Origin of the sequence: Moraxella sp. CTOTU47579, from assembly GCF_032004885.1 — a bacterium.
In the GTDB taxonomy this organism is placed as follows: domain Bacteria; phylum Pseudomonadota; class Gammaproteobacteria; order Pseudomonadales; family Moraxellaceae; genus Faucicola; species Faucicola tetraodonis.
Map to the genome: position 1 here is coordinate 158,365 of NZ_DALZOJ010000001.1, position 13,310 is coordinate 171,674.

A 13,310-nucleotide genomic window follows, 5' to 3' on the forward strand; every position below is an offset into this window, starting at 1 on the left:
CAGACATATCATGTGGCGGATTAAGCGCTGAGGCTAAAGGCGGCGTTACGCGCTGGGTCGTCTGAGTGGGGTGCTCTAATAAATCGTCGCTGCGTTCAGATAAATTTTTGTTTTGGTGGGGTGGCGTCATAACCAAAAACCTCGCTATCACGATTTGAAAGAGTTATATCAGATCGAATAAATGTGTCCAGTCGTTATCAAAGTACTAAAAGGTAGCAACCACAAAACAGCAAGTAAACATCAAAGTAGGCAAATGCGCCTGTGTGTTCTTGCTATTTTGTAATTCTCAGTGATTTTTAAACGAATAAAAAAGAAGTCATGCATTGACAATGCAATCATACGGCTAAAATTAGATGGATAATGATAACAGTGAAAAATGACAATCTCAAGATAATTATACGTGACAGACCGCTAAAACCTAGATTAATCTCGTTAACCATAGGCTTAGCAACGGTCATTTTTTCACTATCGGCTTAAATAGCATACTGCTGCAGTGTCTCTATATCCACTAACTCTAATAGACTCTCATGACATGCGGCAAGCTTTAGTGGCGGCGCAACCCCCGCATCCAATGCTTCCACCCAGCGCAGGGCACACACGCACCAAAAATCATTGGGCTGCAGCCCTGGAAAACCAAATTCGGGTAAAGGCGTCACCAAATCATTGCCTTTGGCAACAGAAAATTCCAAGAATTCCCGGGTCATTTTGGCGCAAACCGTGTGTAAGCCGACGTCACCAGCGCCAGTATGACAAAAACCATTTCGATAATAACCTGTTAACGGGTCAAAACAGCAACTCGCTAGTGCGGTACCCAGTACATTGGTTTGGTTTAATTCAGCTTTTGGATGATAGGACATAGTGAGCTCTTTTTACGTTTTGATTGGGCTAGATGGATGATTGGCTAAAGTTGAGAGATAGATGTTGGTAGTTTTTCTAAAGCAGTACTCTGAGTTTTTTGCATAAAATCTCGCTGATAAAATTGCTCCAGTGCCGCTTTGTTTGCCTCAGTGACTGCCTTGTCAAACACCTCAGCCAAACGTAATTTTAAATACCCTAAGGCAATGCCAAAAAAGATTTGGCCGAGCGCATCGCTTTGTGCATCGAGCTGTGGTGCATTGGGGAGTAAATTCGACAATAGACTAGTTGAGCGCTCAATAAATGGATGTGGGGCAGCACTTGCTGGCTGAAAGCGCTCGGTGGCAAAGGCGCGAACAGCTTGATTGATAATGCCAAGGCTCAGGCTTGTTAAAGCGGCAGATTTTTCATCAGCGAAAATTTGCGGCATCAGATGCGCCAAAATCACACTGCTTTCGGTGATGAGTAATTGATTATCGGTGAGCAGGGCAGGTACTTGGCTAAAAGGGTTGACCGCTAATAATTCTTGTGGGTTTTCCCAAGGCATGACAAATATAAGCTCGGCATCGATTTGCTGGCGTAAACAGGCGACCATCACGAGACGGGCGAAAGGGGAAGTAGTTGAGACAAAGAGTTTCATGGGTGAATTGGATTTCCCTATACTGGTTGCATGGCTGTAAGTTTTAATAAATAAGTTTCAAAAAATTTTATAGGAGTTTAGCATAAAAAATTGGGCAATAAAAAAATGCCTAACCCCAGTGAAGCTATGATACAATGAAAAGGAAAAGTGCCCTTATTTTATTCTTTGCTTATTTTATTTTTGTAAGTGCCCTTCTCATCGATTATTCTATGATTTTACATGGTAATTCATGGTCTATGTTTTCATATGGCCGCTTGTTGTCATGTCTAGTGATATATCATTTAATCATCCTTAGGATTTATTGTGTCAAATTTAGCATCAAATTCCACAAATGTGGCAAATCAGTCTGCTTTTTATCTTAATACAAAAAATACTTGGCTATTACCCGATGGGGTTGTCGACTTACTATCAACCGAAGCGGTAAAGCAAGAAACCCTGCGTTATCAATTGACCCGTATTTTAATCAGCCATGGCTATGAATTTATTAGCCCGCCTATGATTGAATATACCGAAAGCTTGCTCGGCTATGCGTCTGAAGATGTTAAATTACAAACTTTTAAAATCATTGATCAGCTAACCGGTCGGCTCATGGGGGTACGCGCAGATATCACCCCACAAATTGCGCGGATTGATGCGCGTCTACACAATAATCAAGACACTAGTAACCCATCAAAATCAATTTCCCGCTATTGTTATGCAGGGCATGTAATCTATACCATGCCAAAGGGCTTATTTGGTTCGCGCACCCCGCTACAGTTGGGGGCTGAGATTTTTGGTACCGACTCACTAGCCAGTGAAGTGGAGCTATTAGATGTGCTATTTACCTTGTTAGATAGCACGGATGTGATTGCACGCTCGCATATTGATATTGGTCATGTGGCGATTTTTCAGCAGCTTTGCCAGCTTGCCAGTGTACCTACGTATCTGCAAGAAAAACTCATTGAGCTCTATGCCAATAAAGCGTTACCTGAGCTGAAACTTTTGACCAGCAAAATGAGCCAGTTTGGCGAACTTGCCAACGATTTTTATGTGCTAGGCGAGGCAGGTAATGACTTGCAAAAACTGAGCGAACGGCTCTCAAGTCAAGCCAAACACGATGCTATCATTGCCAAAGCCTTGTCTGATTTGACTTATTTGGTGAGCTATCTTGAAGACCACTGGGATGCCAACGTCAGTGTCGATGTCACAGGATTGGGATATCACTATCATACAGGCGTTGTCTTTAATGTGTACGTGGCAGATGAGTCATTGCCGCTGATTCGTGGTGGTCGTTTTAGCAACCATTTTCATCATGAAGTTGATAATACCGATGCCGTGCGTTCCGGCGTTGGCTTTAGCTGCGAGCTAAACCGTTGGCAAAATCATATCCAGGTACATGAGCAGCCTTTTACCGTGGTACCTTATAGCCATGTACAAACTATTTTACATGTACCCAATCATCCTGATGCGCCAGCGCTCAAACAAGCGATTGACTCACTACGCCAAGAAGGGCATCGGGTGATGATTGCGCTGGATGAAACCGATGAACCTGAGCAAACCACCCATCGCTTGCAAGTAGCGAATGGGGTTTGGTACTTAGAGCATTTGGCAGAAAATTAATTTTTAAGCTGTTGTAAATTTGTTTTTAGCAATTACTTTGATAAAAGGTGACTTATCATGAAACATACGGGAAAAAACGTCGTTGTCCTTGGTAGCCAGTGGGGCGATGAAGGTAAAGGCAAAATCGTTGACTTATTGACTGAAAAAGCCAGTGCGGTGGCGCGCTATCAAGGCGGTCATAATGCCGGTCATACCTTAGTCGTTGGCGGTAAAAAAACCGTATTACATTTGATTCCATCGGGTATTCTACGTGAAGGCGTCACTTGCTATATCGGTAATGGTGTGGTGCTAGCCCCAGACGCGCTATTGAAAGAAATGCAATCACTGGTTGAAGCAGGCGTGCCTGTGCGTGAGCGACTCCGTATTTCACCCAACTGCCCACTTATCATGCCACAACATGTAGCGCTTGACCAAGCCCGTGAAGTCAAACGCGGCAACAACAAAATTGGCACGACCGGTCGTGGTATCGGCCCTGCGTACGAAGATAAAGTAGCGCGCCGTGCATTGCGTTTTGCTGATTTGTTGCGAGCTGACTTTGCCGATAAACTAAAAACTAACCTTGAGTTCCATAACTTTGCCTTGACCCAATACTATGGGGTGGACGCAGTCGATTTTGAGGCGACCTTAAAGCTGGCAGAAGAATGGCGTGATGCGCTAAAAGACTTGGTGGCTGATGTGACGGGCGAGCTTGACAAGCTATGCAAAGAAGGCAAAAACTTAATGTTTGAAGGCGCGCAAGGTACGTTGCTTGACGTTGACCACGGCACTTATCCCTTCGTTACCAGCTCAAATACCACAGCTGGCGGCGTGGCGACGGGCACCGGTCTTGGACCCTTGTACTTTGACTACGTATTGGGTATCACCAAAGCTTACACCACACGCGTGGGGGCGGGTCCCTTCCCAACTGAGCTATTTGATGATATCGGTGAGCACATCGGTACTGTGGGTCAAGAATTTGGTGCTACCACGGGCCGCGCCCGTCGTTGTGGTTGGTTTGATGCAGCGATTCTACGCCGTGCTGTGGTACTAAACTCCCTATCTGGTATCTGCTTGACCAAGCTTGATGTGTTAGATGACCTTGAACAGCTCAATATCTGCACAGGTTATGAGTTGCCAAGTGGGGAAGTTTGCGGCTCTAGCGATGCGGAGTTTTACGAGAACGTGAAACCTATCTATGAAACTTTGCCAGGCTGGAAAACGAGCACCGTGGGCGTGACAGAGTATGACAAGCTACCTGAAAATGCCAAAGCTTATATCAAGCGCATTGAGCAGCTTATCGAGTGTCCCGTTGACATTATCTCAACAGGTCCTGACCGTGCCGAAACCATCGTGCTACGCGACCCGTACGATGCCTAACCCTTATTCATCAAAAAACCCGATGTGATGTCGGGTTTTTTATTTTAGGGTAAAAAATGCTGAATGATAGCTTACTCGCCTTAGCCAATTTATTAACCTCTGCTCTAACCGCTATCACAGGCGTGGGCGGCGGCATGATACTCATTGGACTGATGCCATTTTTTGTGCCTGCAGCAGCGATTGTGCCAGTGCATGGCGTGACCCAGCTTGTCAGTAATGCCACGCGCGCTTGGTTTGGTCGGGATGCCCTAGACTTTACCTATTTTTGGCAATTTTTGGCGGGCTCATTGACGGGACTGTTGGTATTTGGCGTGTTAGTTCGCTTTATCCATTTAGAGCTTATTCCGTTATTTATCGGCATTTATATCTTACTAATAACTTGGTCAAGCACTTTTAACCGAGTGATTCGCCGTTTTGAAAGTTTCTTTTTAGTAGGATTTGCACAAACGGGCTTGGGCGTGTTTGTTGGCACACCGGGTCCGCTCAATATCGCCATGCTCAATAAGTACTATGATGATAACAATGTCGTCGTTACTACGGGCGCCTTGATGATGACGGTGGTGCATACCGCTAAATTGATAGTTTATGTGGCGATGGGATTTGTGTTTGCCGATTATTGGCAATTGCTAGTGATGATGGTCATCATGGCAACTGTAGGCTCATGGCTTGGTACCCGACTGCGCCATAAAATCCGTTTAGACTGGCTAGAAAAAATCCTGCCGTATCTACTCACCCTCATAGCGCTCAAATTGATTGTCGATATCGCCCGTCACTATTTTTTTTGAACCTAATGCCAAAAAATCTCAGTAATAAGCGCGATGGCGATGATAATAAATATCAAGCCACATAAGCGATTAAGCCACATCAAGCGATTGCCAAATTGCAGCCAATCCGACAGTTTTTTGCCACTCATGGTATAAACCAGTTGCCAAGTTATCTCAATCATAAAAAAACCCACCGTGAGCATGAGGTATTGCGGCAGTAGAGGCGCGGAAAAGTTGATAAATTTGGGGAAAAATGCGGCAAAAAACAAAATCGCCTTGGGGTTGGACAACGACACCCAAATCCCTGTTTTAAACAGTTGCGCGGGGGTCGGTATCACCTGTAACTGGTCACTGTGCAATTCGCTGTCAGCTTGGCGCCAAGATTTTATCCCAAGATAGGCTAAATACAGCGCGCCCACGACTTTGATAATGGTCAGTAAAACAGGCGCGTTGGTACTGATAAGCCCTAGCCCTAACAGTGACGTTGTCAATAAAATAAATAAACCCATGCTCAGCCCTGCCAACGTCCACAGGGTTTTTTTGATGCCATAATTGACACCAAATTGGAACGCTAATAGCATATTAGAGCCAGGCGCTGCCGAGATAAGGCAAGTACTGATTAAAAAAAATAAGAAATTTTGCAGGGTCATTAGAATTTTTAGTAAATAAATGAAAGATAGCCAATTAACGGTTAATGAGAAGTGTTAGCAGTGGGTGGAATGACAAACTGCCACTCCGGGTTAAAAAACCGTCGAAAAATCAGCAAAGTCGCTATTGTACACCCTAATGTACTGCTGGTGGCAATTAAAAACAGGGTAATAATTTGATAAAGCACGGCTTGGTGCGGGTCTGCGCCTGCCAAAATTTGTCCTGTCATCATACCCGGCAAGCTCACTAACCCCACCACCATCATGCTGTTAATCGTCGGTGTGATACCATTTTGAATGGCAGCAATGACATAGGGTTTTGCGGTTTCCCAAGGCGTGGCGGACAATGCCAAATAGGTATTAATCATACTTTGTTCGCGATGAAAACTGCTGACAAGTTGGTTCATAGAGAGTGAGACAGCGGTCAATGAATTACCTAAAATCAGCCCCAATAACGGTATCATGACTTGCGGACGAAACCATGTAGCTGCGTTGTCTGACAGCACCCACCCACCACCAAATATAGCTACCACCCAACTACTGACAAACACCGCCAACGCCGTATCCCAAAATAAACCTTGATAAGGCTTTTTAACCCGATTTTTGGCAGCGATACTAGCGATAATCGACATAAAAGTCAAAATTGCCAACACTTCATACCATTGCTCTCTGGCAAAAATCCACGCAAGTACCAGTCCAATTAAGCTTAGTTGAACCACCGTGCGAAAACTTGCAATGAGCAGGGATTTGACGATACCCAGTTTCAACCAAACACTGATTGCCATCACCAGTAATAATGCCAGGCTTGCCAGCGCTACTTGTAGGTAGGAGATAGCGGGCATGGTGATGGCTAACATCATCATGGCTGATTGCCTTGTGATACGGATGCGAGTGCTTTGCTATCCACCGTTAACTTGTGATTGCTTAATTGACCATCAGCCATCGTCCAGTGGCTAGTGCCAATCGCCAATAAGCGCTGAATTTGGGTCGGCTCATGGCTGATCCACACGACGGTGGCATTGGGGGTGGACTGATACCAGTGGTTAATCAATGTTTCGACTTGCTGGGTGGTGGTGGCATCAAGGGAGGCGGTAGGCTCATCGAGTAATAAAATGGTCGGGTGCAATTGTAGCGTGCGTAATAAATTGACGAGCTGTTTTTCGCCACCCGATAAGCTGCGGCTATCTTGCTGTAAAAACTGCGGTGATTTGCCAAGGTTAACTAGCTGCTGCTCGTGCCAAGATACATCGATTTTTTTGTCTTTATAAAGTGCAAAGCTAAAGGGCAGGCTCAAGTTGTCTAAGACGCTGCCCTCAATCATCTCACTTAGTTGCGCAATATAGGCAACCTGTGAGCGCCAAATAGCCGGCGTCAAATCGGTCAAATTTTTGCCGTTTAAGGTAATGTGACCTGCTGACTTAGGTAATAGGCTTGCTAATAGCTTTAGCAGTAACGATTTGCCACTGCCAGACTGTCCTGTGATGACAATAAAGTCATGGTCATGGATTTCACCTGAAACATGATTGACGAGTGTTCGATGGTCGATTTGGTAGGACAGTTGGTCAAATTGCAGCATGGCTTTTTAAGTATGGTGTTTTTAACGGATAGCGTTTTTAAAGTATCGTGATAGAGTTATGACAGGGTGGCTTTATCCCAAAGCACTTCTTGACCGTCATCCAACCGAGCAACGACGCGCGCCAATACAAACAGCCAATCGGATAGACGATTGATAAACTGCAGACTAATTGGTGAGACATTATCATCCCGCGAATTTAATGCCACGAGTAGGCGCTCAGCGTCTCGGCAATAGCAGCGAGCGATATGCACTTGGCTAGTCACAATGGTGCCTGCAGGCAAAATAAAATCTTTGAGGGGTGGTAAATGGGTGTTCCACTCATCAATTTGATTTTCCAGCTCTGTCGCATACTCTGCCAAAATCCCGCGGTATTCGGGCATAGCAAGTTCACCCCCTAGATTGAAAAGCTGGTGCTGCAAGCGGCTTAGCTTAGCATCAAATTGGGAATGGTTAGGTTGGTTTTGGCTATTTTGAGTATGGTTATCTTGACTAAGATAGCCCCGCAATAAACCGATTTGGGAGTTTAATAAGTCAATTTTGCCCATGGCGTCAAAGCGTAAGTCTGCCTTAGACACCCGTGAACCATTCGCCATGCCAGTGGTGCCGTCATCGCCCGTTCGGGTGTAAATCTTTGATAATCGATTGCCCATTATAGAGACCTTAAAGTGTGAAATATGCCAAATCATAGCACTTTTAACAAAATTTCGGTATGATAACCGATTGTCTTTTTTATCCAACTTGCACAGGTGACTATCCCATGACCCAGCTGACACAGCCCATGCCGATTACCATATATGACTCGATGAGTGGACAAAAACGCCCATTCACGCCCTTAGAAGCAGGCAAAGTTGGCATGTATGTATGTGGGATGACGGTGTATGATTATTGCCACATTGGTCATGCACGGGTCATGGTCGGCTTTGACGTGGTTGTGCGCTGGCTGCGTCATATTGGCTATGATGTCAACTATGTGCGTAATATTACCGATATTGATGACAAAATTATTAACCGTGCTAAGGACAATGGCGAAAGTATCTATCAGTTGACAGACCGCTTTATCAAAGCCATGCATGAAGATGCTGATAATCTGGGCTGTGAGCGTCCTAACAGTGAGCCAAAAGCCACGGATTTTATCCCACAGATGCAACATCTAATCCAAACGCTGGAAAGCAAAAAGTTAGCCTATCAAGGCGCAACGGGCGATGTCTATTATGCGGTCGAAAATTTTGCTGAGTATGGCAAACTCTCAAAACGTCGCCTATCCGATATGCAAGCGGGTGCCAGTGAGCGGGTGAATGTTGAGACAGACAAAAAAAATCCGTTTGACTTTGTATTGTGGAAATCTGCCAAACAAACAGAGCCATCTGAGACCAAATGGCAATCGCCTTGGGGTATGGGTCGCCCAGGTTGGCATATCGAATGCTCGGCGATGAGTACCTGCTGCTTGGGCGATACCTTCGATATCCACGGCGGCGGGCATGATTTGCAATTTCCGCACCACGAGAACGAAATTGCCCAATCTGAAGGCGCAACCGGTAAAACCTATGCCAACAACTGGATGCACGTGGGCTTTATCAATGTTGACGGTGAGAAAATGTCAAAATCACTGGGTAATTTCTTTACCATTCGCGATGTGATGGGGCAGTTTCACCCAGAGACCATTCGCTTCTTTATTTTATCGAGTCATTATCGCAGTCCAGTGAATTTCTCGGATAGCGCGCTTAAAGAAGCCCAAACTAGCCTCACGCGTCTGTATCAAGTCTTAAAATCTGTAGAAAACCTGACCCAACCAGCGGGTGAGATTGATAAAACCCCATTTGAAACCCCTTTTAATCAAGCCATGTGCGATGATTTTAACAGTGCAGGGGCGGTGAGCGTATTATTTAGTCTAGCGCGTGAAATCAACAAAGCGGTCAATCTCGAAACCGCTGAAGGCAATGCCCAGGCGCTAGCATTGGCAACATTGCTAAAAGATTTGGCACAACCGCTCAATATCTTGCAGCTTAATCCAACCGATTTTTTACAAGCGAAAGTGGGCGAAACGGCCGGGTTAAGTGATAGCGAGATTGAAGCATTCATCGAAGCGCGCAAGCAAGCCAAAGCGGACAAAGACTTTGCCAAAGCCGACCAAATCCGCAGTGACCTAAAAGCACAAGGCATTGAACTAGAAGACGGTAAAAATGGCACGACTTGGCGCCGCGTGTAATTGGCTTATTGGTTCCTATGGTTAGCCGCCTTTGGCTCGGCAACCCTATTGCCCATGCAATCTGAGGCGGTGCTTGTCACCTTATTGGCCAAGGGACACTATAAGGCTTGGCTGCTATTGGTGGTGGCAAGCGTTGGTAATGTATTGGGTTCGTGTGTCAATTTTTGGCTTGGGCGTCAGATCGACCGCTTTTATGACAAGCCTTGGTTTCCGGTATCGGCTGTCAAGCTTGCCAAAGCCAAGCGTGTCTATCAAAAATATGGGTTTTGGTCATTGCTTGCTAGCTGGGCACCCATGATCGGTGATCCGATTACGTTGTTTGCCGGTGTGTTCGGTGAACGGTTTTGGCGCTTTTTGCTGTTGGTGACGATTGCCAAGACCGCCCGCTATGTAAGCTTATATGCGCTTTATCTCGGTGTAATTTAGAAAAATGATTGCAATAGACATGTTTTTTATCTAAAATAGACGGTTAATCAAAAACTAAACGATGGTGTCAATTGAATATACCAATGACAACACGCTAAATCCAAAGGCTGGGCAGGGAACTGTTCAGCCTTTTGCGGTTTTTTGGCTGTCAAATTTTTCACCACGACAAAATTTAAATTACTATTTAACTACTCTTAACTGCTCCGAGGTCTTTATGTTACGAATCGTTGATGAAGCACTTACCTTTGATGATGTGCTGCTACTACCTGCTTATTCTGAAGTCTTGCCTAAAATGGTAGATTTAAAAACCCGTTTGACACGCGGTATTGAGCTAAATTTACCCATCGTATCTGCCGCGATGGATACTGTGACTGAATCGCAAATGGCGATTACCATTGCCCAGCTTGGCGGTATGGGTATTTTGCACAAAAACATGGACATTGATTTACAAGCCATGCAAGTACGCCGGGTGAAAAAATTTGAAGCTGGTACCGTTGTTGATCCTATCAGCGTATCACCTGATACCAGTGTTGGCGAATTGCTTCGTATTACCAAAGAAAACAAAATCAGCGGTGTGCCTGTGGTAGAAGGTAACCAAGTCGTGGGTATCGTCACCCACCGTGATATCCGTTTTGAAAATAATCTAAGCCAGCCTGTTCGCAATATCATGACCCCAAAAGAAAAATTGGTGACAGTCAAAGAAGGCGAGCCGACAGAGAATATTAAACGTTTGCTACACGAACACCGCATCGAAAAAGTGATTGTTGTGGATGACAATTTTCAATTAAAAGGCTTGATTACTGTCAATGATTTCACCAAAGCTGAAAACAACCCAAATGCTTGCCGCGATGGTAAAGGTCGCTTACGTGTTGGCGCGGCAGTGGGTACGGGCGCAGATACCGAAGCCCGCGTTGAAGCGCTCATCGCTGCCGATGTGGACGTGATTGTCGTAGATACCGCACATGGTCATTCAAAAGGCGTTATCGATCGCGTGGCTTGGGTGAAAAAGAACTATCCAAACATCCAAGTGATTGGCGGTAATATCGCCACCGCTGATGCGGCACTAGCGTTGCGTGATGCGGGTGCTGATGCGGTCAAAGTGGGTATCGGTCCGGGCTCTATCTGTACCACACGTATCATCGCAGGTATTGGCGTGCCGCAAATTTCAGCGATTAGCAACGTGGCTGATGCGCTAAAAAATGACATTCCACTGATAGCCGATGGTGGTATCCGTTTTTCAGGCGATATGGCAAAAGCTTTAGCTGCAGGCGCCTCTTCTATCATGGTCGGTTCGCTACTTGCAGGTACTGAAGAAGCGCCAGGGGAAGTTGAACTATTCCAAGGTCGCTACTACAAAGCCTATCGTGGTATGGGTTCGCTGGGTGCGATGTCAGGACAAAACGGTTCATCCGATCGTTATTTCCAAGACGCCAAAGAAGGGGTAGAAAAATTGGTACCTGAAGGTATTGAAGGTCGCGTCCCTTACAAAGGTCCAATGAACGGTATTATCAACCAATTAGCCGGTGGTTTACGTTCGTCAATGGGTTATACAGGCTGTGCCAATATTGAAGAAATGCGTAGCAAACCACAGTTTGTGCGTGTGACTTCGGCAGGTATGAAAGAATCTCACGTACATGACGTGCAAATCACCAAAGAAGCACCGAATTACCGTGTAAACTAAGTGATAGGTTGATTGCGCTAAAACTGGGTTAAATACCCAGTTTTTTTATGCCCAATTTATAGGCTAAAGTAATGTGTTGTGCCAGCACCCATAAAAACAAACAGATGTCGCAACATGCGTGAAATTTTGCTATGCTAAAATTTTATATTGTAATAACAACAACGGGCGACAAAGGAGAATTAAATGAGTTATTTTGGTACTGATGGTATTCGTGGTAAGTTTGGGGAATTTCCGATACATCCGCAGTTTTTAATCAAACTAGGCTATGCCACGGGTAAAGTGTTGCTAGCCAACCAAGCAGCCCCGAACGAAAATCATCGTCCCAATGTCGTCATTGGTAAAGATACGCGACTCTCTGGCTATGTTATTGAAGCCTGTCTGCAAGCAGGATTTAACGCTGCAGGGGTGGATGTGCATATGCTAGGCACTATTCCAACCCCTGCCATCGCGCATTTGACCCGAAGTTTTCACGCTGATGCGGGCGTGGTGATATCCGCATCCCACAATCCGTTTTATGACAACGGTATCAAATTTTTCTCCAATGAAGGCAAAAAGCTGTCAGATGAAATTCAGCAAGCCATCAATGAAAAAATCGATGAAATTAAAGATATCAATGTCGTCATTGACACCCCAGAAGCGCTAGGCAAAAGTTATCGTGTGGAGGATGCCAAAGGTCGCTATATCGAGTTTTGTAAGGGCACTTTCCCCTACAACCTAAATTTAAATGCCCTAAAAATTGTCGTTGACTGTGCCAATGGCGCAGGATACAGCGTCGCACCCCGTGTATTACGTGAGTTAGGTGCTAGCGTAATTGCCATTGGCGATAAACCCGATGGCATTAATATCAACGACAATGTCGGCTCTACCCATCCGGCAAACTTGCAACAAGCGGTGCTTGACCATGATGCCCAAGTGGGTATTGCTTTAGATGGCGATGGCGACCGTATCATCATGGTCAACGAAAAAGGCGAGTTGGTTGATGGTGACGGCATCTTATATATTTTAGCCACCCAAGCAGAGCAACAAGTCGATGGCGTGGTAGGTACCTTGATGACCAACATGGGTCTGCAATTAGCGTTTGATAAAGCGGGCATTGCCTTTGAGCGCGCCAAAGTTGGCGACCGCTATGTCATGCAAGGGCTTGAGAAAAATCGCTGGGTACTGGGCGGTGAGTCATCGGGTCATATTTTAACGCTAGATAAAGCCAGTACGGGCGATGCCATTGTGGCAGGTCTACAAGTGCTTGCGGTGATGGCGCAGAGCAAACAATCATTATCAGAGCTGATGAAGGGTTATACCCAGCTCCCACAAAAATTGGTCAATGTCAGATTGGCGCAAAAACAAGATCCCTATACCTTCCCAGAATTGGCAAATGCGTTTAAAGCTGCCGAAGAAAAATTGACAGGACGGGGTCGTTTACTGATTCGTCAATCAGGTACAGAGCCATTAATTCGGGTGATGGTCGAAAGCGATGATGAGATTGAGTGCGATATGCTAGCCAATGAACTTGCTGAAAAAGTACGCCAAGTGATGGCGTAAAGTTGACATTTCATAAGGATA

The 13,310-nt window shown here is 45.4% G+C and carries 13 protein-coding genes; 7 read left to right on the top strand and 6 right to left on the bottom strand.

What is annotated here, in order from left to right:
- Nucleotides 1-473: 473 nt before the first annotated feature.
- On the bottom strand, nt 474-857 hold the full coding sequence (locus RTP55_RS00705; protein WP_065252584.1) for a DUF2237 family protein: 384 nt from the start codon (nt 855-857) through the stop codon (nt 474-476).
- 44 nt (nt 858-901) lie between these two features.
- Nucleotides 902-1,495, bottom strand: coding sequence for a glutathione S-transferase N-terminal domain-containing protein (locus tag RTP55_RS00710; protein ID WP_159374606.1), 594 nt, complete (start codon nt 1,493-1,495; stop codon nt 902-904).
- 303 nt (nt 1,496-1,798) lie between these two features.
- Here RTP55_RS00710 and RTP55_RS00715 point away from each other — a divergent pair, with 303 nt between their 5' ends.
- From RTP55_RS00715 to RTP55_RS00725, 3 genes are read left to right on the top strand one after another with little or no spacing between them, the layout of a single operon-like run.
- Complete coding sequence (locus RTP55_RS00715) at nt 1,799-3,094, top strand: ATP phosphoribosyltransferase regulatory subunit (RefSeq protein ID WP_312383440.1); 1,296 nt, start codon at nt 1,799-1,801, stop codon at nt 3,092-3,094.
- 57 nt (nt 3,095-3,151) lie between these two features.
- Nucleotides 3,152-4,450 carry an adenylosuccinate synthase gene (locus RTP55_RS00720; protein WP_309595987.1) on the top strand — a complete coding sequence of 433 codons (1,299 nt, stop codon included), beginning with the start codon at nt 3,152-3,154 and terminating at the stop codon, nt 4,448-4,450.
- Nucleotides 4,451-4,506: 56 nt separating this feature from the next.
- A complete protein-coding gene (locus RTP55_RS00725) occupies nt 4,507-5,235 on the top strand; it encodes a sulfite exporter TauE/SafE family protein (protein ID WP_007116771.1) in 729 nt (242 codons plus the stop codon).
- Between the two features lie 2 nt (nt 5,236-5,237).
- Here the strand turns inward: RTP55_RS00725 and RTP55_RS00730 are convergent, their stop codons facing one another.
- From RTP55_RS00730 to RTP55_RS00745, 4 genes are read right to left on the bottom strand one after another with little or no spacing between them, the layout of a single operon-like run.
- Nucleotides 5,238-5,864 carry a LysE family translocator gene (locus RTP55_RS00730; protein WP_007116770.1) on the bottom strand — a complete coding sequence of 209 codons (627 nt, stop codon included), beginning with the start codon at nt 5,862-5,864 and terminating at the stop codon, nt 5,238-5,240.
- 41 nt (nt 5,865-5,905) lie between these two features.
- A complete protein-coding gene (locus tag RTP55_RS00735; protein ID WP_312383443.1) occupies nt 5,906-6,724 on the bottom strand; it encodes an ABC transporter permease in 819 nt (272 codons plus the stop codon).
- Nucleotides 6,721-7,437, bottom strand: a complete 717-nt coding sequence (locus RTP55_RS00740; RefSeq protein ID WP_312383445.1) for an ABC transporter ATP-binding protein — start codon at nt 7,435-7,437, stop codon at nt 6,721-6,723. Before RTP55_RS00740 ends, RTP55_RS00735 begins: the two co-directional genes overlap by 4 nt.
- Before the next feature lie 56 nt (nt 7,438-7,493).
- A complete protein-coding gene (locus tag RTP55_RS00745) occupies nt 7,494-8,087 on the bottom strand; it encodes a cob(I)yrinic acid a,c-diamide adenosyltransferase (protein WP_007116767.1) in 594 nt (197 codons plus the stop codon).
- Between the two features lie 107 nt (nt 8,088-8,194).
- Here RTP55_RS00745 and cysS point away from each other — a divergent pair, with 107 nt between their 5' ends.
- The 4 genes from cysS (at nt 8,195) to glmM (ending at nt 13,289) form a co-directional block, all read left to right on the top strand.
- Nucleotides 8,195-9,643, top strand: a complete 1,449-nt coding sequence (gene cysS, locus RTP55_RS00750; RefSeq protein ID WP_312383447.1) for a cysteine--tRNA ligase — start codon at nt 8,195-8,197, stop codon at nt 9,641-9,643.
- On the top strand, nt 9,644-10,069 hold the full coding sequence (locus tag RTP55_RS00755) for a YqaA family protein (RefSeq protein ID WP_007116765.1): 426 nt from the start codon (nt 9,644-9,646) through the stop codon (nt 10,067-10,069).
- Between the two features lie 214 nt (nt 10,070-10,283).
- Entirely contained in the window at nt 10,284-11,750 is a 1,467-nt protein-coding gene (gene guaB, locus RTP55_RS00760; protein WP_076776743.1) for an IMP dehydrogenase, read from the top strand.
- A 183-nt stretch (nt 11,751-11,933) separates the two neighbouring features.
- Nucleotides 11,934-13,289, top strand: a complete 1,356-nt coding sequence (gene glmM, locus RTP55_RS00765) for a phosphoglucosamine mutase (RefSeq protein WP_239742166.1) — start codon at nt 11,934-11,936, stop codon at nt 13,287-13,289.
- Nucleotides 13,290-13,310 lie beyond the last annotated feature (21 nt).